This window comes from Neolewinella aurantiaca, from assembly GCF_008014675.1.
In the GTDB taxonomy this organism is placed as follows: domain Bacteria; phylum Bacteroidota; class Bacteroidia; order Chitinophagales; family Saprospiraceae; genus Neolewinella; species Neolewinella aurantiaca.
Genome location: NZ_VOXD01000007.1, coordinates 163248 through 184953 on the forward strand (window position 1 = coordinate 163248; position 21706 = coordinate 184953).

The window sequence follows — 21706 nt, forward strand, 5'->3', positions numbered from 1 at the left end:
AGGCTGTTGGCAGGCAAGGTGAGGTGAGCGATGCAAAGATGATGTACTCACCCCGAAAGCTGCGTTTCTTCCTGTTTTGCCCGTTCATTTTTTCTTGATAAAAAACGAACCAAAAAATCAAGGCTGTGCCACCGGCTGATCGTGGAATCCGATTTCCGAAGCCTAAAATGGAAAGAACTCGCGTCGGCGTTTGTCGGGTTGCTTCTGAACCTATCGGTTCGTTGAGGTCTGGTTGGTTACTTCTTGGGCTATAGGGAACGCTCAAACAGTTTCGATTTTTTAACGGCTTCAAAAACCGGATTCCACTGCCGGTGCCAAGGCCGGAGCTACGGAGTCTGCATTCTGTACTCTGCGTTTTGCACTCTGCACTCTGCATTCTGCATTTTGATCTCTACAAAAAAGCGGTGAGCAAATTACCGCCAGCGCACCCCAACACCCGGCCAGACGCCGAGTATTTCGTGCCATACCGCGCCGGCACTGATGTCGAGACGATCGGCTACTTCGTAGCCGAGGCCAAATGAAACTTCGGATGCCTCGGTGGCTACTCCGAGCCGGATGGAGAGCTGTTCGGCGGGCAGGTATTCCGCGCCTACCCGAACCCGGGCGGGGTGGTCGGTGTCCTGGTGTACTTCGGCGTTGAGGATGATTTTGTCGGAGGGACGGTAACTGAGGCCGATGGCCAATAATTGGGGCAGGTACTCGTCTGCCTGACGCTCCATCCGGAAGGGAGAGAAAATACGCGCACCTACGTGGAGTTCCGGAATAATCTCCAATTGCATCCCAAGCCCGAAGGTTACGTCGAACGTGCTGGCGTAGGCTTCCGTGTTGGTTGCAAATCCGGCGAAATCTGCTCCGATGCTGAATTTATCGGTGATCTTACGGCCGTAGGCCAAGCCCACACGTGTTTCCCGGTAGGTGTCGAATCCGAAGCTGGCCAGCTGAAGTCCGAAACCACCTGCGCCTACTCCGTAAGTCGCTCCGATGTTAGCCGAGGTGAGTTCACTGATGCCAAAGCGCTGCTCGGCGGATGCTGCAGCACTGACCGTTTTTTGCTCGCTGCCGGACAGCCCGGCAGGGTTGGTCCACAGGCCATCTATACCGGTGGCCGATATTCCGGTTCCGCCCATCAGCCGGCTACGAATATCAAATACCGGGAACAAGCCATCCTGTGCGCTTAGAGGACAGGCGATGGCTATAACGATTAGGGTAGAGAAAAGGAAACGCAGCACAGGCAGAGCTTTGGGGGGAAGGGAATGGCCCAAAGGTAAAACAATAGTCTGTTATCCTGCGGGGTGTTATCCCATTTCCTGTACCACTTCCTTTACCTGTGGCATCATCCGTTTCAGCATAGATTCTATGCCTGATTTGAGGGTCACGGTGGAACTTGGGCAACCGGAGCAGGAGCCCTGCATGATAACGGTTACGATGCCTTCGTGGAAAGATTTGAACTCAATGTTTCCGCCGTCCATTTCCACAGCTGGCTTTACGTAAGTATCGATCAGTTCCTTGATTTGCTTAACCGCTTCGGCGTCGTCTTCGCTGTATTCGTAGCTCACACCGCGTTCTTCCTCGATCCGGGCAACCTCTTCGGCGAACCCGTCTTTGATGATCGGCTTGTCTTCGGTGAGGTAATTTTTGATAAATTCCTTCAGCTTCAGCATTACATCGTCCCAACTGTAGTTGAACTCCTTAGTCAGGGTAACATAGTTGTTGGCGATGTACACTTTCTTCACGTAGGGGAAGTCGTACAATTCCGCGGCGAGTGCAGACCACTCGCGGGCAAAATCCTCTTCTTTGAACTCGGCCGTGCCGTTGTAGAGCATACGGTTTGTGACAAATTTGAGGCTTTCGGGGTTCGGTGTTTGTTCGGTATAGAGCAAAACCGGACGCTTGGTTGCGGTAGGAGTCATAAGTTTTATTTTGATGAGGCACTGAGCCTGGAGGTATTAAACACCACCGGACGGAGATGGGTTTAAGAGACGGCAGAATGTTTCTGTCAGGAAAGTGATTTTGTGGCGCGAACGCAGGGTGCAAGGTTCTCTTTTTGGAGGAGGAACGGGACTGGCACGTGCTTTTTTTCGGTAGGAAAGGGAGTACAGCGCTCGGTGAAATGTTTAGGGCTGGCAAAAACCGGACCTGCATCAGACTCTCTTTGCACCTGCGGCCCCGCCTCTTCCTTATATATGGTGCGAGCAATGGCTTGCTGCCGCATAGCGTGCCGGCCGGTGTATTTCGCTTTCCGCCGGTGTCCGTGTGTTTACCGGAGAGGAAAAATTACGGCTCCGTGAACTTTTGATGCCTTTTAGTCGCTTACTCTCAGTATTAAAATACCAACCATTCCGGCTAAAACACCATCTTTGCCCCAACGGACTAAAGACTCAACGAACCAAAGTTCCAACCAATGCGCAACCTTATACTTACTGCTCTTCTATGTTGTACCCTTTCTCCTCTGTTCGCTCAGGAGTTTAGTGGCGGCTTCCGGGCTGGTCTCAATTTCATCAGTTTCGACGGTGACCAGGAAATGAGTGCCGACGGAACGATGACTTTCGAGGACTTTGCCCGTACCACCGGCTTTCACGTAGGAGCAACCTTCGCCCTTGGCTTCACGGATCTTTTCGGGGTCAAAGCCAACCTGATGTACAGCCAGAAGGGCGGACAACAGGACTACACCGACGTTCCTTCTTTTTTCTACCTGTACTCCGATGAAACCGACACGCAAGGAACCGTCAGTTTTGGCGTGCTGAACGGTGAAATTGATGTGGTAAACAGCTACATCGACATCCCGGTTACTGCTTACTACCGCATTGGCGCTATTGAAATTGAAGGCGGTGCCAGCATGGGCTTTCTGGTTAGCAGTCGTGCTTCCGGCGGGCTGTCTTACTCCGAAACCGTAATTGGACGTGGCGAGGATATCGTGTTCAATGTCGACGGGAGCTATTTCTCCGATGAGGCCGGTTTTGGCGGTATTGAAGCACGATCCACAACACCCCTGCCGGGCACTACGAACGTGTTTCCACCATCGGTAATCTCGACGTACTACAACTCCAACAGCGATGAAACCCTTTACCGCCGCCTTGATTTTGCGCTTGTTGGTGGTGCCAGTTTCTTCCTAAATAGTGGCCTCTTCGTAGGTGTGCGTTACCAGCACGGCCTTACGGACCTTACCAAAGGAGAGAACGATCTGCGCCTGACCAACGAAGCGAGGGTAGAAGGGCGCGAATTTAATACCGACGATAAAGACTACAGCCGCTCTATCCAGGCGAGCGTCGGCTTCCGTTTTTAGCGGTCGACTTCGCCCGTTTAGAGTCTTGAATCTGGCTCAATTCAGTCCCCCTTATTCTCCGAAATAAGGGGGATTGCTGGTTTTAGGCCCGGAAAGGTGGTTTTGGAATAGGTAAAACTACCTGTTTTCATACATTTTTGGCGGGAATTACAATTCACTTCCACAAAGTTCTATCTTGCAGGGTCTTACCGGCAGTTTGTCGCCAGATAAGTGATTTAAGTTTTAAGCGATCCATACAATCTCAGACCTAAGAATGAAAAGACGCAAATTCCTAACGAATACCTCGATTGCACTTGCTGGCATCTCTGCTCCAATGGGGCTTGCTGCCATGACGGCACCTTCAGTTACATTGACGGCAAGTCAGTTGAACCTGCTAGCGGCCTTTAAACTCACGCTGACCGACTACCCCTGTTCTGCCTTAATCAGGCAGCAACTTGCTTCCGTCGCCTCCGTTGAATTTTCCGATGAGAACATCTTTCGCTTCCGTTCACTTACAGGCGAGCGTTGCGAATTGAAAAAATCCGGTGACCGGATCACCGCAAGTCTCCTCGGCTGATAAAAAAGAAATTAATCAAGATAGGGGCACGAACGATCATGCTTCTCATCAAACCCATAAATTCTTACAGATGGAATACTACCTCGGACAAATCATCATGGGCGGCTGGAACTTTGCGCCACGCGGCACTTTCCGCTGCGATGGGCAATTGCTGCCAATAGCCCAGTACACTGCGCTTTTCTCTCTGCTTGGTACCACTTATGGTGGCGACGGACGGACCACATTTGGGTTGCCGGACCTTCGTGGTCGTGTGCCGATGCACGAGGGAACCGGACCCGGGCTGACCTCACGCCCTCTGGGACAGAGATCTGGCCAGGAAAGCGTAACACTTACTTCAAATCAGATTCCCGCCGGACTGGGCTCACTTCAGCTTGGTGCTGGTGCCGGTACCCTCGGGCAGGGTGGTGGAAACTACCTGGCGGCCAACTCACTCGGTGAATCGATTTTCACCGCGACCGGGCCTGCAACACCTCCTGCTACGCTGAACGGTGTTGTTGGTGGAGGAGGTAACCAGTCTCACAACAATATGCAGCCCTACCTGGTAATCACCTTTTGCATTGCATCCCAGGGCATCTTCCCTTCCCGTAACTAACGAACACCTCCTTGAGCACGACTAAGACAAATATTGAATCAATTCTCCAGCTCGCCCACCAATGGTGGAGTGGGCTGGAGGCTCAGTGGAAGCAAGCCTTTAACGAAGGAGTGTTACAACTGGGCAATATTCAGGATGTGCCCGGAGACGACGATTTGCTCTATCTTTTTCAGGACGCTGAGAATATACGCCTTGCGGGACCACGGGCGCCTCATCCCAACCTTAGCTTCGAACTGACGAATCTGTCTGGTATTGCTGCTATGCAGAAACTGAGTTTTCTATCCGTTACGGAAGGAGCGCTAACCAGCGTTTCCGAACTCGCCGGGCTGCAAAACCTGACCAGCTTATTCGTTCAGAACAACAGGCTCACTTCTTTATCGGGTATAGAGGGAAATAAGAACCTTGTTAACCTCTATGCACAGGGAAACGCTATTACCAGCCTGGAGCCGATCCGCAACCTGACCAAAATACAAATCCTCTCCGTAGCTGGAAACGAACTTGAGAGCCTGGAAGGAATCACTCCCGCTCATACCGATGAAATGAGACAGTGTCTCGTTTTACCCAACGAAAAACTTCGCGATCGTGACATCTTGAAACTTCAAAATGAATGTCAGATCATTGCCCGAAAGGGATGATCCGCAAACCTGTAAATTAAATTTCGACGACCCAATCTCTACAACTTGTCTAATTCTTAAATCCCATGAAGAAGATTTACTTTTTATCAAGCCTGCTGTTCTGTCTGTTTGGTATAGCCAATGCCCAAGACGTTACTATCGACAGTCAGTGCTTCGGCAACACCAGTTTATTTAATATATCTGGACAAGACGGAAGCGGACGTAATACGTTCGTAGAAATAGCCGACGGTATGGGCAACATTGACGGTGCCGAACTTCGCTATGATATTCCCTCCGGCGCCTGGGTCATCTCTGAACAAGGTAACTCCACCAATATTCTGTTCACCACCGGGCCGAATACCTTCAGCCCCAACCCGCCCGACAGTAATACGGCTACCTGGACAGCAACCGGCTTCTGTACCGGAACGACACCACTAACCATAACCGGCCCAGCCACCCAAACCACCTCTGGCTCTGATCCCTGTGACGCTCTCGGTGGAGATTCGGATATGGACGGCGTCTGCGACGATAACGATGTTTGTCCCGGTTCCGATGATGGTGCAGATATGGACAGTGACGGTATACCCGACGGCTGTGACGCCAACCCTACTACGGCCGATGGTTTCCTGATTGAGTCTCCGTGTTTTGGTCAGACTTCCATTCTGCTTACCCTCGACGGCACCGATGCTACTGGCCGCAATATCTACCGAAACACCGGACAGAGCCTTGAAGTACTCTACAATTCCACTACGATGAATTGGGAAGTGCGCGAAATCAACGCAGGAATGGCGGTGCTCTTTACCAGCGCCGAGGCTTCCTCCCCCAATCCACCAAGTTCTTCATTCAGCCCGTACACTGGCTCTGGCTTCTGTACCGCTGAAATGGGTATGGTTACCGGCTCCGGCACCCAGGATATGCGCTGCCTCAATTCATGCGATGACGGGGATCCTTGCACCACTGATACCCAGGATATTGACTGTAACTGTACTAATACCCCTGATGCAGAACCGCCGGTTATCTCCAACTGTCCAACGACTCTGTCTGACGGCGTGGTAGGATTCAACTGCCTGAATGCAACCCCGGATTATGCCGTATTTGTTACCGTAACCGATAATTGTGACGCAGAGGCTGACATCGTAATCACGCAGTTTCCACCAACAGGGACAATGCTGGGCGTAGGGATGTATGAGATTAAACTCGTAGCGACCGATACCGAGGGAAATACGTCAGATACTTGTCGTTTTGTCCTCAACAATATAGATTCTTCCCCTCCTGAAGCAGAGTGTCAGGATATCGAAGTTTACCTTGATGGAACCGGAATGGTTACTATCGACTCCAACGCCGTAGACAACGGTTCTTCAGACAACTGTGAGATTGCCGAGTTTTCGGTTTCACTTAGCTCTTTCGATTGTAACGACGCTCTCGGAAGCCCTCTGTCGGTTACCATGACGGTCACCGATAATTCTGCTCTGACAAACAGCTGTGACGCTTTGGTTACCGTGAGCGACACTATCCGTCCGGTTGTAACCTGTACTGAATTCTCCGAAACCTTCTCGGGTTGTGGGGATAACCATAGTTTCAATACACCCGGACTTGTCCTTACCATCGGAGCCGATGGGATGATCTCATCAACGGTAGGAGGGACATTCACGAGTACATTGGACCTGAGTTGCGTTTCTGACAATTGTACGGATCTGGCCGACATCCGCGTAGAAGTCGTTGCTTCCTCCGAGGAGAACAGAGTTCCGGGATGCTCTACTGAAATTCTTAATCAGTACGTTGCTATCGATGCTGCAGGCAACAGGTCGTTGGATACGATCACCTTCCGGGGAATCATTGAGTACGACGGCCCTGCGCCAGAAATTACCTGCCCTGCAGACTCGCTGGTAGATTGTGATGTAATACCTGTCGCCGACCCCGCAACAGCTATAGCAACATCAGGCTGTGGCACCCCTGAAGTAACCGTTTCCGCCCCGGTAATTACCGGTGAGCCGGGTAAAGCGGGTACGACCTATGCGTTCACCTTCACGGCTACTGACGGTTGTGGCCAGACGACTGATTGCGTACAAACTTTTACACTCCAGGACACGGTCCCCCCCGTCCTCGTCTGCGTAAGCGATACCATTGTTCAACTCGACGAAACCGGGAACGCAACGCTTGACCCCGTCGGACTTATCATCTCGGCTACCGACAATTGTATGGTTACCGATACCAACGCCTTTGTTCAGGAGTATGACTGCAGCGACGTGGCAACCGGACAGTTCAACTTCCAGAACATCGTGGTTATTTTCGACCGCGCAGGGCAGGGCGTTCAGGGCGTAGGTTGCGCGGTCAACATCACCGTAGTGGACACCATCGCTCCTGTGATCGTTTCCTGCGTAACGGACACTACGGTTTACCTGGATGAAAACGGCTTTGCGTCCATCGCTCCTGGCGAGTTACTGGAGACCTTCGATGCCTGTCCTCCGCAAGTCGTTATCGGCGATCCGCTGGTGATCTTCGGCTGCGGAGACGCGGGAGAAACCTACGTTTACGAAGAGACGGACGCTGATGCCTCCGGCAATCTCAGCGAAGTCTGTACGGTGAACGTCACCGTTCTGGACACCATCGCTCCGGTGATCGTTTCCTGCGTAACGGACACTACGGTTTACCTGGATGAAAACGGCTTTGCGTCTATCGCTCCGGGCGAGTTGCTGGAGACCTTCGATTTCTGTCCTCCGCAAGTCGTTATTGGCGATCCGCTGGTGGTCTTCGGCTGTGGAGACGCGGGAGAAACCTACGTTTACGAAGAGACGGACGCTGATGCCTCCGGCAATCTCAGCGAAGTCTGTACGGTGAACGTCACCGTTCTGGACACCATCGCTCCTGTGATCGTTTCCTGCGTAACGGACACTACGGTTTACCTGGATGAAAACGGCTTTGTGTCCATTGCTCCCGGCGAGTTGCTGGAGACCTTCGATGCCTGTCCTCCGCAAGTCGTTATCGGCGATCCGCTGGTGGTCTTCGGCTGCGGAGACGCGGGAGAAACCTACGTTTACGAAGAGACGGACGCTGATGCCTCCGGCAATCTCAGCGAAGTTTGTACGGTGAACGTCACCGTTCTGGATACCATTGCGCCGGTCATTGTTTGTGCCGATACTACGATCTATCTCGACGAAAGTGGCGTGGCTGGTCTGGTTCTGCCGAACGACCTCGTTACTATGACCGATGCGTGTATCACCCCCGATCCACTCGACATCGGTGCACCCGCAGCATTTGGTTGTTCGCTGGTAGGTACCCCCCAGTTTATTCCGTTCTCGGCTACTGACCCTGCAGGTAATACTTCCGAGTGCTCATCAACCATCACTGTTCTCGACACGATCAGTCCGGTGCTGCTGTGTGAAACGGATGTGACAATCGCTATTGATGAGATGGGTAGCGCTAGTGTAACCGACACTACGGCTCTTCTCCTTACTCTTTCTGACAACTGTACCGATTCTGCTGCGATCGTAGTTACGCTTGACGCTCCGGTTCTTAGCTGTGATGGCACTACCGGAACTGCTACCGTAACCGTTGCTGATGCATATGGCAATACGGCCAGCTGTATGGTTGGTCTTACTGCTGTTGACGAAATCGCTCCAACTGCTGTTTGTCAGGATGTTACCGTTGAACTCGACGCTACGGGCCTTGGTTCACTCGACGGTGTAGGTGCCGGTACCGGAACTGCCGCTGTGATTGTAACCGGTTCACTGGACGATACGGATGCACAGTTCGCCCGCCCCAATGCTAACGGAACTACATGTACCACTTCAGTTGGTGATGACCACTACTACGACGTGCTCAACTTCACCATCGACTCTGAAGACATGTACACCCTGAGCATGACTCCAAATGCTAACGGTGACTTTTTCTTCGTGCTTTACGAAGGCGGTTTCGATGCTGCTGCCCCTTGTGACAACTTCCTCGAAGGTGATGATGATGCTTCAGGCTCACTCGATCCTGAACTCATGATCCAGCTGACCCTGGTTCCTGGCCAGTACACTCTTGTTACCACCACCTTTGCCGGTGGTTTGGCTGTCGGAGCTTACGAAATCTCTATTTCCGGCGAAAATGGCGGCATGGCGATTGTCGAAGGAGCAGATGACGATGATGATGACGACGACGCTACCAGCTCTGTACTTGACGGCGGTTCTACCGACAACTGCGGCGATATTACTTTCTCTGAAAGCCTAACTGACTTCACTTGTGCTGATATTGGCGAAAATACCGTTACCCTTACGGTCACGGATGCTTCCGGCAATACCTCTACCTGTACCGCCACCGTTACGGTAGAAGACAACATCGATCCCGTAGTTACGACGACTGACCAGGTAATCGTTCTCAACGACGGGAACATCAGCCAGACGTTGCTGCCTTCTGATCTTGCAACGGCTACCGATAATTGTGGAGATCCAATCACCATCGAGTTCGACCGTCCGCTTACTTTCGATGGAGACGACATTGGTACCCAAGTCCTTACGGTTACGGTAACCGATGCCAACGGCAACGTAGTTACAACTACCGTAACGGTAGTCGTTACTTTCGATCAGCCGAACCTCGCTTGTATCGGTGAGATCAACCTTACGCTCAACGATGAGTGTCAGGCACTGGTAATTCCACGTATGGTACTGGTTGGCAACGTTGGCCTGATCGATGCCTTCCCATTCGAAATCGTAGTAAACGACAGCGATCCGTCTAATGGTCCTATCGTTGACGGTTGTGGTGAGTTCACTTACTCTGTATCTGTACCAACCGCTAATGAAAGCGTGACTGGTTTTGTTGGCAGCTTCGCTGGCAGCAACTGGACGGTTACCGACAACGCCAACGCGGATGAGCAACAACTTGCATCTGCCACCTTTACTACCGAGACGCTTGTAATGTCTACCACCGGTTCTCCCTTTGGTGTTGGCGGTGGCACAGACTTCGAACTGTCCACATCTATCATGTTCAGCTCTTCTGCTACTGTTTCTTTCGACTACGACCTGAACGGCGTTGACGCTGGTTTCGATGATGTGATCATCGTTTACAACTTCGAAGGAGAAGTTGTAGAGGAAGTGGTTAACACCGACGAACCTGCCACTGGTTCTTCTTCTTTCGACGTAGAAGCTGGTTACACCCTTGAGTTCCGCATTGAAGATGACGGTCTCCAGCCATTCGGCGATATCCTCGCTACGGTCCTTACGATCTCCAACTTCTCGGTTGACGGACTTGGCTCCGAGCTGGCCCTCGATTTCGAGACCTGCTGGGGCGTTGTTCGCGCTGAAGACAAGACACCACCTGCGGTGGTGACTACTCCAGCTAACATCGACCTGCTTTGTGTTGACCTCGACGGTAACAACCTCGCCACTCTGCCTACCAGCGTTAGCCGCTGCTACACTGTTGACGCCTCTACCGGCGCTACCGTTCCCGGCACCATGGCATCTGCGCTCCGCGCACGCCTGCTGGCCCGCACTACCGCTCCTGTTGTACCGACCTTCACTGATGGTTGTTCTGAGGAAATCGAAGTATGTGTGAGCGACGCCGTTGCTTACGGCGACGATCCTGACTGTGACGACGTGGTAATCACGCGCACCTTCGTTGCTACTGAGATCGCTGTTTGTGCTTCTGCTTCCGGCGAAGAAAACCCATCGGTTACTGCTTCTTACACCATCACCTTCGACCGTCCGACGCTGGACGACCTGGACGGGGACAACATCGAAGACGTTGTTGAGATCGAAAGCTGTGGTGCTGACGCATCTGTTCGTCCTGCTCCTCGCGCGAGCGACTACCCGTTCCTGGTGGTTGGTGACCGCACCTTCAACCTCTCCACTGGTACTGCAGTTTGCAACATCGGCGTTACTTACTCCGACGGACCGAGCATCGTTACCTGCCCGAACACGTACAAATTCGTTCGTACCTACACCGTTATCGACTGGTGTGATGCGGGCGACATCCGCACCTTCACCCAGGTGGTGAAAGTGGGCGACACTACCGCTCCGACCTTCGTTGGTCCTAACGTAGAGACCGACGCTGACGGCACCCTCGTTTACGGCACCAACGCCGGTAACATCTGTGCTGCTTACCTCCGCCTTGACGACGTAAGCGTAACCGACAACTGTGATGGTGCAGTTACTGTTTCTGCTGAGATCTTCCCTAACGGCGACCTCACTGCTGCTCCGATCGGTGCCTTCACCGTAATTCCCGGCGGATCACCTGAGCTCAGCTCTGCGATCCCTGCTGGTACGCACATCCTCCGTTACACTTACTCTGACGTATGTGGCAACACCGGTGTAACCGACTACGACTTCCGCGTGGAAGACCAGACGCCTCCCGTTGCTATTTGTGAGGACGGCCTGAACATCTCCCTCGCCGGCAGCGGTGCGAACAACGGTTTCGCAGTTCTGACGCCTGAAAACATCGACAACGGTTCTTACGACGACTGTTCCGGTGTTACCCTCGAGATCGCCCGTGTAGGCAACAACGACCTTCCGATCGGCCTTTACGGTCCTCAGATCACCCTGACCTGTGCCGACATTGGTACTGTTCGCGTTGGCCTTAAAGTAACCGACGCGCTTGGTAACATGAACTTCTGCTGGTTGGACGTATTGGTGGAGGACAAGCTTGCTCCTACCTGTGTTGCTCCCGGTAACACTACCATCACTTGTGTTGAGTACAACGCAAGCCTGCCTAACGACATCACCGACGCTACTTTCGCTCAGCTCGACGCCCTCTTCGGCGAAGCTGCCGGTGTAGACAACTGTGGTACGACCATCACCCAGTCGGTGTCCGGAACGATCAACAGCTGTGGCGTAGGCCGCATCACGCGTCGCTTCACTTCTACCGACGGAGCTGGTTTCACCAACACCAACGTATGTAGCCAGATCATCGACGTGATCGGCATCCACGACTACCGCATCACCTTCCCGACCGACGAGTCTGGTGACTGTATGGAAGTACCGTCTTACGACGGCGTTGTGGCTGAAGAGCTGGCTTGTGACCTGATCACGACCACCGTTGACGTTGACACCCTGCGCACGCAGGACGCCGGTGAGGAATGCTTCAAGCTGCGCGTTACTTACGACGTGGTGAACTGGTGTGAGTACAACTCACTCGGTGAGCCTTACGTGATCCGTCGCGATGCTCCCGGTGCATTCGACCGCACCCGTAACCCGCGTGATATCGAAGAAGACCTCCTCTACGTAAACGTTACGCCTGGTGTGAGCACAGCTACCATCAACGACGACGTAGCGTTCTACAGCCTGATCAGCACCGACCGTATCTTCAACCCGGCACCATCCGCTCAGGGTGACGTTGCGCTTGGTGACAACGGCAGTGGCGACATCAACGATGACGACACTTACGGTACCAACGTATACGACAGCCGCGGTTTCTTCCGCTACACGCAGTTCATCAAGATCTACGACGAAGTAGCTCCTGAGATCACCTTCACTGAGCCGGCTGAATGTTTCGCTGGTTCCGGCGAAGAGTGCCGCACGACGGTAACGCTTGAGTTCACCGCTACCGACGAATGTTCTGACGCAGTGGTTGGTGTTGAGCTCAACGCCAACTTCACCGGTGCCTTTGTTGCTGACAACGCTGCAGCTCTTGGCGTAAGCGTAAGTGTAGCCAACGACGGTGACGGAAACTACACCGTAACTGCTACCAACGTACCGGTTGGTGACCACGCGATCCGCGTTCGCGCTTCTGACGGCTGTGGCAACATCGACGTTCAGATCATCGAGTTCTGTGTAACTGCTGACAAGTCGCCTACTCCGATCTGTATCCAGACCCTGACCGTTACGCTGATGAACGACGGCAACGGTGGTGGAATCGCTGCAATCTGGGCATCTGACTTCATCGCATCTCCGATCGAAGACTGCTTCGGCAACCTGGTAGACAAGTACAGCCTCTACCGCTCCAGCGAAGCTGGCACTGCTGGCTTCACACCAGTAGCTGGTGTTCTTGGTATCGACGACATCGACTGTGATGACTTCGACAATGGTACGGTGAACGTACGTGTATACGCCTTCGACGACAACGGTTCTACACCTGACTACTGTGAGGTAATCGTAGAAGTACAGGACAACATGGGCTGGTGTGACGGTTCTACCGGCAACCTTTCCGGTCTGATCGCTACACAGGACAATGAAGTTATTGCCGGAGTTGAGGTCAACCTGACCAGCTCAGCTGGCATGGACGACACCTTCACTACCGGTGCTGACGGAACGTACACCTTCAGTGGTCTGCCACTGGACGCTGACTACACCGTACAGCCTGTCTTCGACGCTGCGTTCAACGCACAGAACGTACGCGCTTCTGACCTCGTAGCCGGTATCGGCCAGATCCTCGGAACTGCACCGTTCACAAGTGCTTACCAGTTCGTAGCTGGTGATGTAACCCAGGACGGTTCCTTCGACGTATTCGATATCCTTGCTGGTCAGCGTGCCATCCTTGGCCTTGACAACGGCTTTGCCGGAGGCAACTGGTTCATGCTTGAGGCTGGAACGAGCATCAACATGAGCAACCCTTACGCAGTAGCCTTCCCCGAGGTATACAACGCCAACGACCTGCAGGGCAGCGTAACTGCTGACTTCGTAGCGGTAGAGAAGATGAACCTGACCGGTGCCACCGGTCGTACGGCTCAGCTTCTGAACATAGACGACGTACAACTGGAAAGCGGTCAGATCCGCACGATCATCCTTGACGGCGCGCAGATGGCGGGCTTCCAGGGTACGATCGAGCTGGCTGCCGGCCTTGAGCTGATCTCTGCTGAGATCATCGGTGAAGGTGGCCTGAACCTGAACCGGGCTGGTGAAGGTATGGTTGGGGTGCTCGTGAGAACCCCCACCCCAACCCCTCCCCACGGGGGAGGGGCTAGCGGGAACGCTGAGCGTTCCGGTGGCCTTGTTGTGCTGGAGGTTCGCGCAACGACTTCTGGTCTGGTAAGCGAGCTGATCAGCCTGAGCGACGCCGTAGTGGTTCGTGAAGGTGTAGCGCTGAACGGAACGAGCAACGGTCTCGACCTTGCTTTCAACGCTGACTTCGCAGGTGCAACTGCACAGAGCGTACTCTTCCAGAACACACCTAACCCTGTGGTTAACGTGACTTCTGTAAGCTTCGAACTTGCTGCAGCTGGTGCTGCTACCCTGACTGTTCAGGACGTAGCTGGTCGCCTGGTTAAAACCATTGAAGTCGATGGTGTTGCCGGTATGAACCGCGTTGAGCTGGAGAACATCGGCGCCGCTGGTGTTTACTCTTACACGCTGACTTCTGGCGACTTCACTGCTACCAAGCAGATGATCGTACAGTAATCGTTACGGGTTAACGCCCGTGAAACGCAGCCTGAAGGCTGCGGAACAGAGCCCCGCTATTCAGAGATGAGTAGCGGGGCTTTCTGTTGTTGGGATCTTAAACGTCCACTGCACCTGCGTCTGCGCCAGTGTGTGAATATTTCGATTGATCTTGAGGGAGTTTCAATACAGTTGGCCTAAAGGCTATCGAAAGGGCTATTCCCCGTAAGTCTCGCGGCTGAAGCCGAAACGGACGAGGTCGGCCAGCATACCGCCGGGTTTGCGGTACTCGCCGCGGAGATCACCCTCTCTGCTGAAGCCCACACGGCGGACAAGACGTTGGCAATCGAAATTGTCGGACAGGGTTTTGATGTAGACTTTCTCCATGTCCAGTTGTTTGAATCCGAAACGAATGACGCGGGCCAGGGCTTCGGTCATTATCCCTGACTTCAGGTGGTCGCGGTCGAGGAAAAAGCTCAGCTCTGCAGCCGGGACTTCCCAATTGATATCGAAGAGGTGGATGTAGCCGATGAGTTCGGTCGTCTCGTTGAGCCAAATACCGAAGGCATAGTCGTTCTGGAGTAACCAGTTGGCAATGCGTTCCCGAATAAAGACTTCGGCGCTTTCAGGGCTGGCGGCAATTTCGCCGACGAGCAGGGGGAAATGATCCTGCAGGATATCCCGGTTTCTGTAAATCAGATCCTGAAAAACTGCGCCTTCGTTTTCCCGAAAGCGGCGTACAACGCAGCGATTGGTGAGCAGAGCGGTGTCTATGTTAAAAAGTTGATGGCGCATATGTTTCCCTGATTAGTCCGTGATCCAGCTTACTTTGTCTTCCCAGTTGCCGCGTGGCCGCGGCAGGTCGGGCATTTCGTAGTGGCCAAGGTAAAACACGCCAAGGCAACGTTCGTTTGGTTTGGTGCCGGGCCACTGGCCATAGTCGCCACACAGGAAACCGGGGCTGGACCAGTAACCACCCAGGTTGTACTGATCGAGGCTTACCCAGAGGTTTTCCACGGCACAGGCTACGGCCGCAACTTCTTCCCATTCGGGAACGGATTCATCGGGGTCGCGGTGGAGGAAAACGGTGATTACGACGGGGGCCTGATCTACCTTTTTGGCAAACTTGGGCGCAACTTTAGGGTCACGAACTTCGGGGGCACGAGCAGCTTCGTAGACTTCCCTGATGGTCTGGCTCAGTTTAGCGCGCCCGGCGCCGGTGTACACCTGGAAACGCCAGGGTTCGGTTTTCTTGTGGCTGGGGGCCATGTTGGCCGCTTCGAGTAGCTTACTGATGACCTCTTTGTCGACCGGCTTGTCGGTAAAAAACTGGGGAAAAACAGATTTGCGGTTTTGAATTGCTGGGAGCATGGATTGGTTCGTTAGTATTTTGGTTCGTTGGAACTTTGGTCTTTTGGTTCGTTGGGGCGTTAGATGACGACGGTACCCAGCTCGGCCGCCAAAGCTTTGCGCATTTCGTCGAGGCGCATTTGAAGTTTGATGTGCAGGACCAGCTTTTTGCTGTCTCCGCTTTTTTCGAGTTCCTTTATTTTTTTGATGTTCTCTTTGCATTTACGGTCGACCTTTTCCATGCGGAAGATGCGGAGGAAATTGTCGGCGTAAAGCTTTTGGTTTTCGTCGGGATGTTTTTGGCGGAGGTAGACTTTGTACTTGTCTTTCCAGTTGGGGCTCATGGCGTAGCCGGTTGCGGTAGCAGCCGTTGCCAGTACGCGGATGTACTCCTCGGGATGGTTGAGGAACCACTCCGGGGCAGGGCCCTGCTTGTGCTGGCCGACATAATCGGTAACGAGGGCTACCGCCTTGCGGTACTGGGCGTTGTCGAAATCATCGAGGACGTCGGCTACGTTGGCGGTGAGGAAGGCGGCAACGGAAACGTTCGTTTCTTCATCGTAGGCTTTGGCGCCGTGGATGATGAGTAGCCGGACCAAATCCTGCTCCTGGAAGGTATGGCCGGTAAGGAGCAGCGCTTCGGCGACAGGATCTTTGAAGGGGACATCGGGTACCTGCCCGCCGACAGTCGGCGGTGGCATATCGAATACCTCGCCCATGCCGTCGAAGCCGGGCTCCTGCATGCCGGCCCAGCCGCCGTCGTCTTCCATGCCACCCCAATCGGGGGCGTCCATTGCGGAGGGTGGGGGAGCATCGGGGAAATCCGTTGGAGGCGGAGTAGCCTGATCGAAGCCGGGCTCCTGCATGCCGGCCCAACGGTCTTCCTGGGGCGGAGGGGGGAAGTCGTCGTCCCTGCGCTGAGGTTTGACGGGAGGCAAGCCCTGCCTTTGTCCTTTCCCCTGCACCTGCGGCCGCGCCTCTCTTTCTTTACGCCGTGCTTCGCGCTCCTGGTCTTTTTTTGCTTTCTCGCGCCGCTCGGCAACGGCCTGGTTGACAAGGTTGACAAGCAGGCTTTCCTCCAGCCCGAGGCGGCCGGTGAACTGCTGCAAATAGCCGGCCCGCTTGAGCGGATCCTCGACGAGCGCCAGGGTAGCGATGCTGGAGCGGATGGCTGCCGAGCGCGCTGCAACGTCGTCGCCCGCTTCTTCGAGCAGAAGGTCGGCTTTGAAGAAAAGGAAGTCGCGGCGCTTGCTGGTCAGGTATTCCTCGAAAGCGGTAACGCCCACCTTTTGCATATAGCTGTCGGGGTCTTCGCCGTCGGGCAGAATGACGACACGGACGTTGAGCCCCTCAACGAGCAAAACATCGACCCCGCGCAGGGCGGCTTTGATGCCCGCCTTGTCGCCGTCGTACAGCAGCGTAACGTTCTCGGTTTGCCGCTTTACGAGTTTGGCCTGCCCCGGCGTGAGGCTTGTGCCGGAGGTGGCCACCACGTTGTGAACGCCATGCTGGTGCAGGCTGATCACATCGGTGTAGCCCTCCACCATATACACATTATCCTGCTTGCGGACCGACTGCCGGGCCTGGTACAGACCGTACAGTACGTCCGATTTATGGTAAACCTCCGATTCCGGGCTGTTTACATATTTCGGCGCCTTGACGTCCTTTTTCAGGATGCGACCGGCAAAGGCAATCGGCTTGCCCTGCAGGTTGTGGATGGTGAACATGACGCGGTCCCAGAAGAAATCCTTCTTATTGCGGACCAGACCCAGTTGTTCGAGTTGTTCTTCTTTGTAGCCGGCGGCTGTTGCGGCGGTAAGCAAGCCATTGCGCCCGGTGGGCGCAAAACCAAGGCCGAACTTCTCCATTACGTCGCGGCGGAAACCGCGACTCTTGAAGTAGCTCAGTCCGATGCTCTTGCCCTCATCGGTATTGTAAAGCTGGTCTTCGTACCATTTCTGCGCAAACTCGTTGACCAGAATCAAAGCCTCTTTCACCTGGCGTTCCTCCCGGACCTCCTGGCTGACTTCCTTTTCCTCCAGCTTGATGTTGTACTTGGCCGCGATGCGGCGAATGGCATCGGGGTAGCTAAGTTGTTCCAGCGTCATCAGGAACTTGATAGGGTCGCCGCCTTCGCCACAACCGAAACATTTGTAGATGTTGCGACTGGGGTTGACGTTGAAGCTAGGCGTTTTTTCACCATGGAAAGGGCACAGACCGATCATGTTCTGCCCCCTGCGTTTGAGGTTCACGTAGTCACCCACCACGTCTTCTACGCGGGCAGTGTCTTTTACCAGTTGTATGCTTTCGTCGGTGATCATTGGTTGAGGCGCAAGATAGCTTAGAAATCAGACATTAGAGGAGTGAGGAAGCGTAAGGTGGGAACAACCAAATGGACAACGAAAACGGAGGCAATGAAAACACAGGCAATGAAAACGGAGGCAACGAAAATGCAGGCAATGAAAACGGAGGCAACGAAAATGCAGGCAATGAAAACGGAGGCAATGAAAATGCAGGCAATGAAAACGCAGGCAACGAAAACACAGGCAACGAAAACACAGGCAACGAAAACACAGGCAACGAAAACGCAGGCAACGAAAACACAGGCAACGAAAACACAGGCAACGAGAACGCAGGCAATGAAAATGCAGGCAATGAAAACACAGGCAACGAAAACGCAGGCAACGAGAACGCAGGCAATGAAAACGCAGGCAACGAAAACGGAGGCAATGAAAATGCAGGCAACGAAAACGCAGGCAATGAAAACGCAAACAATGAAAACGCAGGCAATGAAAACGCAGGCAATGAAAACGCAGGCAACGAAAACGCAAATAACGAAAACACAGGGGCGAGCCCCTGTGCTACGAGAGGCGGACCTCCGGTCCTGAGCAGGTCACATACAGAAGGAGGCCGTTTTCCCACTGTCACCCTTACGTCATTTCACGACAATGGCGCAATTTCGAATTTCCAGAAAGCCAGTGTTTACGCCGTTTTCGTGAGACTTTAACGTTAATTAACAGTTCGGCACGCATACTTTTCGGCCCTTAAAACGTCTATACTATCGAAGACGCAAACGGAATAATTTTTTCCGGCGCGTTTCAAAATTTAATGGGTGTTCTCATAGTGTGTGGACCGTCCCGACATCGCTTCTGCGTTTGTTCGGGGCGGTTTTTTTTGGCCAGTTTTTTCAAAAAAAATACGGGCCGCACTACCTACCTGGCAATGCGACCCGTAAATTTCTGCATTCTGCATTCTGCATTCTGCATTCTGCATTCTGCATTCTGCATTCTGCATTCTGCATTCTGCTTAGAGATCAAACTTAATCCCCTGAGCCAGCGGCAGTGTGGTGGAGTAATTGATCGTATTGGTTTGCCGGCGCATGTAAGCCTTCCAGCTGTCGGAACCGGACTCGCGGCCGCCGCCGGTTTCTTTTTCGCCGCCGAAGGCGCCGCCGATTTCCGCTCCTGAAGTACCGATATTCACGTTCGCGATACCACAATCTGAACCGGCCGTGCTGAGGAAGAGCTCGCTCTCCCGCATATTGGTGGTCATGATGGCGGAGCTGAGTCCTTGCGGGACGCTGTTCTGGATCTCGATGGCTTCCTCCAGGGTAGAGTAGGGCATGATGTACAGGATGGGCGCAAATGTTTCGTGCTGGGCCATCTTGCTGTCTTTATCTACTTCAAAGAAGCAGGGCTTCACGTAGCAGCCGGATTCGTAGCCTTCGCCTTCCAGTACGCCACCGTCGACGACGGTTTTTCCGCCTTCGGCCTTGATGCTTTCGATCGCCTTCAGGTACGTATTCACGCTGTCTTTATCGATGAGCGGCCCTACGTGGTTGTTGGTGTCCAACGGATCTCCGATGCGGAGCTGGCCGTAAGCCTTTTGCATCTTATCGCGCACTTCGGCGTAGCGGCTTTCGTGAACGATCAGGCGACGGGTAGAGGTACAGCGTTGTCCGCAGGTACCCACCGCGCCGAAGAGCGCGCCGGTGAGGACGAGGTCCATATCGGCTGATTCGGTAATGATGATGGCGTTGTTGCCACCGAGTTCGAGGAGCGACTTGCCGAGGCGCGCGCCAACGGTTTGCGCAACGATCTTACCCATGCGGGTAGATCCGGTAGCGGATATGAGGGGGATGCGCTTGTCGGTGGTCATGTACTCCCCGATCTTATAATCGCCGTTCACGAGACTGGAGATGCCTTCGGGCAGATCGTTGTCTTTGGCTACCTGAGCCCAGATGTTCTGGCAGGCAACGCCGCACATGGGGGCTTTCTCGGAGGGCTTCCATACGGTCACGTCGCCACAAACGAGGGCGATCATGCTGTTCCAGCTCCAAACCGCAACGGGGAAGTTGAAGGCGGAAATGATGCCTACGATGCCCAGCGGGTGCCACTGCTCGTACATGCGGTGCATTGGCCGCTCAGAATGCATCGTGAGGCCGTAAAGCTGACGGCTCAGGCCAACGGCGAAGTCGCAGATGTCGATCATCTCCTGAACTTCACCCCAGCCTTCCTGGAGGCTTTTGCCCATCTCGTAAGACACGAGACGACCGAGGGCATCTTTATGTTTGCGCAGTGCTTCGCCGTATTGGCGAACGATTTCTCCGCGCTGGGGCGCAGGAACGGTACGCCAGTGCTTAAAGGCAGCTTCGGCGGTGGTAATTACGTCTTCGTATTGTTCTTTGGTGGTCACGCTGGCCTTGCCGATCAGCTTGCCGTCTACGGGGCTGTAAGACTCAATGTGTTCAGCACTGTTGTGGTGGCTGGTTTGGCCGGTGCTGGTGCCGTCGTTGTCTTCGGCGAGGCCCAATTCTTTGAGGAAATCTAAGTTCATGATCTTTGGTGGTTGGTTAGGAGGCCCAAAGGTAGGAATTTTAGACTGTTCATTCTTTGTCCTGTTGGCCCTCTGAAACACCCGGAGATGTCGTGCCGGAGGTCCGGATTATAGCGGGATAGCAGGCAGTTTCGGGCGCGGCCGCAGGTGCAGGGTGGGGTTTAAAGAGAAGGTTGGCGGGGAAGTGTGATGCTCTTTGAGCTTATTGTGACTTTTCGGGGGGAGTCAGCCGGGTGCCGTTGAGCTTTGTGCAAGCTGTTCTGCTCCGGGGCTGTCGGCAAAACCTTGCTGAAGGTGATGCTGAACTGGTGTAAATTTTTTACTTCTGATCTAAATCCACCTGCCCTGAAATCCTTATATTCACCCATCGCTAATGCGTACCTAAGCCCGTTATACACCCGTGTCCGTAAGTTGTCCCGACTGATGGAGGCCGAAGGCGTATTCTGGAGTCTGGAGTCTGGAGTCCGGAGTAGCCCGAAAATGTGAGCCTTAGCCGTTTATAAACGCAAGTATGCGTTTAAAAGACGACTAAATGCTGCGGAAAGCCGGTTCTTTGAAAAAAAGGAACCACCATGGAATGCATCACCATCCGCTGTGAACAGATATTTGTCCACGGGGGAAGGGTAAAAAAGATCGATACACAACGCTTTCGAAAAGCCTTTTGCACGAACTTCGTCATTATTTTACGGAGTATCGTCCAGGTTACTGGCTTTTTGAAGGGCAGACAGGAGGTCAATATAGCACACGTAGCGTACAGGCAATTCTCCGTAAAGCAGTTATACCGATCGGGAAGTGATTTGGGACAGAATTACTACATTAGCGCATGACCTTTTCGTTGACCCCAGAACAGTATGAGGAGTTACGAGCACTCCAGAAGCGCCCCGACCTTTCCCGTCGTCGGTATCGTAAGGTTACTGTTCTGGTTATGCTGCACAAAGGGTTTTCAGTTTCCGACGTTGAAGACATTCTGGCAATAGATGACAACACTATTTATCGTAGGGTGTTCCCTCTGATACGAAATCGTCGAGGCTGATTCTGGCTCAAAAAAGATGTGCTCTCAAACTGTTAGTTTTGGGTTACGAAGCACAAAACACAGATGAGAGCACGCCTCAAAGCTAAGGCACAGCGGTGGAAATCAGCCGCTCTGCGCACCACAAAAAAACAACGCCTCTATCGGGAGCGGTTACG

General features: G+C 53.6%; 13 protein-coding genes. 6 read left to right on the forward strand and 7 right to left on the reverse strand.

What is annotated here, in order from left to right:
- The 3 genes from FUA23_RS22555 to FUA23_RS06655 form a co-directional block, all read right to left on the reverse strand.
- Positions 1-265 (reverse strand): hypothetical protein (locus FUA23_RS22555; protein WP_222706999.1); only part of this gene is annotated, 265 nt, incomplete at its 3' end.
- 148 nt (positions 266-413) lie between these two features.
- Complete coding sequence (locus tag FUA23_RS06650; protein ID WP_147929942.1) at positions 414-1229, reverse strand: PorV/PorQ family protein; 816 nt, start codon at positions 1227-1229, stop codon at positions 414-416.
- Positions 1230-1295: 66 nt separating this feature from the next.
- The gene (locus FUA23_RS06655; protein WP_147929943.1) at positions 1296-1910 is read right to left on the reverse strand and encodes a NifU family protein; all 615 of its coding nucleotides are present in this window, start codon (positions 1908-1910) and stop codon (positions 1296-1298) included.
- A gap of 491 nt (positions 1911-2401) precedes the next feature.
- Here FUA23_RS06655 and FUA23_RS06660 point away from each other — a divergent pair, with 491 nt between their 5' ends.
- The 5 genes from FUA23_RS06660 to FUA23_RS06680 all read left to right on the forward strand — a co-directional run bounded on the left by FUA23_RS06660 (position 2402) and on the right by FUA23_RS06680 (position 14353).
- Positions 2402-3283 carry an outer membrane beta-barrel protein gene (locus FUA23_RS06660; protein WP_147929944.1) on the forward strand — a complete coding sequence of 294 codons (882 nt, stop codon included), beginning with the start codon at positions 2402-2404 and terminating at the stop codon, positions 3281-3283.
- Between the two features lie 253 nt (positions 3284-3536).
- Complete coding sequence (locus tag FUA23_RS06665) at positions 3537-3839, forward strand: hypothetical protein (RefSeq protein ID WP_147929945.1); 303 nt, start codon at positions 3537-3539, stop codon at positions 3837-3839.
- 70 nt (positions 3840-3909) lie between these two features.
- Positions 3910-4431 carry a phage tail protein gene (locus tag FUA23_RS06670; RefSeq protein ID WP_147929946.1) on the forward strand — a complete coding sequence of 174 codons (522 nt, stop codon included), beginning with the start codon at positions 3910-3912 and terminating at the stop codon, positions 4429-4431.
- An 11-nt stretch (positions 4432-4442) separates the two neighbouring features.
- The gene (locus tag FUA23_RS06675) at positions 4443-5066 is read left to right on the forward strand and encodes a leucine-rich repeat domain-containing protein (RefSeq protein ID WP_147929947.1); all 624 of its coding nucleotides are present in this window, start codon (positions 4443-4445) and stop codon (positions 5064-5066) included.
- 65 nt (positions 5067-5131) lie between these two features.
- Entirely contained in the window at positions 5132-14353 is a 9222-nt protein-coding gene (locus tag FUA23_RS06680; RefSeq protein WP_147929948.1) for a T9SS type A sorting domain-containing protein, read from the forward strand.
- Between the two features lie 195 nt (positions 14354-14548).
- On the opposite strand, the gene FUA23_RS06685 is transcribed toward FUA23_RS06680, so the two are convergent.
- The 3 genes from FUA23_RS06685 to dnaG are packed head-to-tail and all read right to left on the reverse strand — an operon-like array spanning position 14549 to position 18003.
- Positions 14549-15127 (reverse strand): GNAT family N-acetyltransferase, encoded by a 579-nt coding sequence (locus FUA23_RS06685; RefSeq protein WP_147929949.1) that lies wholly within the window; start codon positions 15125-15127, stop codon positions 14549-14551.
- 12 nt (positions 15128-15139) lie between these two features.
- Positions 15140-15703: a nitroreductase family protein gene (locus FUA23_RS06690; RefSeq protein WP_187270915.1), complete on the reverse strand. Its 564-nt coding sequence runs from the start codon at positions 15701-15703 to the stop codon at positions 15140-15142.
- Positions 15704-15762: 59 nt separating this feature from the next.
- On the reverse strand, positions 15763-18003 hold the full coding sequence (dnaG, locus tag FUA23_RS06695) for a DNA primase (RefSeq protein WP_147929951.1): 2241 nt from the start codon (positions 18001-18003) through the stop codon (positions 15763-15765).
- Between the two features lie 71 nt (positions 18004-18074).
- Between dnaG and FUA23_RS06700 the strand changes: the two genes are divergently transcribed.
- Positions 18075-18689, forward strand: coding sequence for a hypothetical protein (locus FUA23_RS06700; RefSeq protein WP_147929952.1), 615 nt, complete (start codon positions 18075-18077; stop codon positions 18687-18689).
- A gap of 299 nt (positions 18690-18988) precedes the next feature.
- Here the strand turns inward: FUA23_RS06700 and amaB are convergent, their stop codons facing one another.
- Positions 18989-20518, reverse strand: coding sequence for an L-piperidine-6-carboxylate dehydrogenase (gene amaB / locus FUA23_RS06705; protein ID WP_147929953.1), 1530 nt, complete (start codon positions 20516-20518; stop codon positions 18989-18991).
- Between the last annotated feature and the right edge of the window lie 1188 nt (positions 20519-21706).

Bases quoted from the DNA above. Each gene is read 5' to 3' on its own strand.
- FUA23_RS06655 (WP_147929943.1), bottom strand. From the start codon at position 1,910: ATGACTCCTACCGCAACCAAGCGTCCGGTTTTGCTCTATACCGAACAA.
- FUA23_RS06660 (WP_147929944.1), top strand. From the start codon at position 2,402: ATGCGCAACCTTATACTTACTGCTCTTCTATGTTGTACCCTTTCTCCT.
- FUA23_RS06665 (WP_147929945.1), top strand. From the start codon at position 3,537: ATGAAAAGACGCAAATTCCTAACGAATACCTCGATTGCACTTGCTGGC.
- FUA23_RS06670 (WP_147929946.1), top strand. From the start codon at position 3,910: ATGGAATACTACCTCGGACAAATCATCATGGGCGGCTGGAACTTTGCG.
- FUA23_RS06680 (WP_147929948.1), top strand. From the start codon at position 5,132: ATGAAGAAGATTTACTTTTTATCAAGCCTGCTGTTCTGTCTGTTTGGT.
- FUA23_RS06685 (WP_147929949.1), bottom strand. From the start codon at position 15,127: ATGCGCCATCAACTTTTTAACATAGACACCGCTCTGCTCACCAATCGC.
- FUA23_RS06690 (WP_187270915.1), bottom strand. From the start codon at position 15,703: ATGCTCCCAGCAATTCAAAACCGCAAATCTGTTTTTCCCCAGTTTTTT.
- dnaG (WP_147929951.1), bottom strand. From the start codon at position 18,003: ATGATCACCGACGAAAGCATACAACTGGTAAAAGACACTGCCCGCGTA.
- FUA23_RS06700 (WP_147929952.1), top strand. From the start codon at position 18,075: ATGGACAACGAAAACGGAGGCAATGAAAACACAGGCAATGAAAACGGA.
- amaB (WP_147929953.1), bottom strand. From the start codon at position 20,518: ATGAACTTAGATTTCCTCAAAGAATTGGGCCTCGCCGAAGACAACGAC.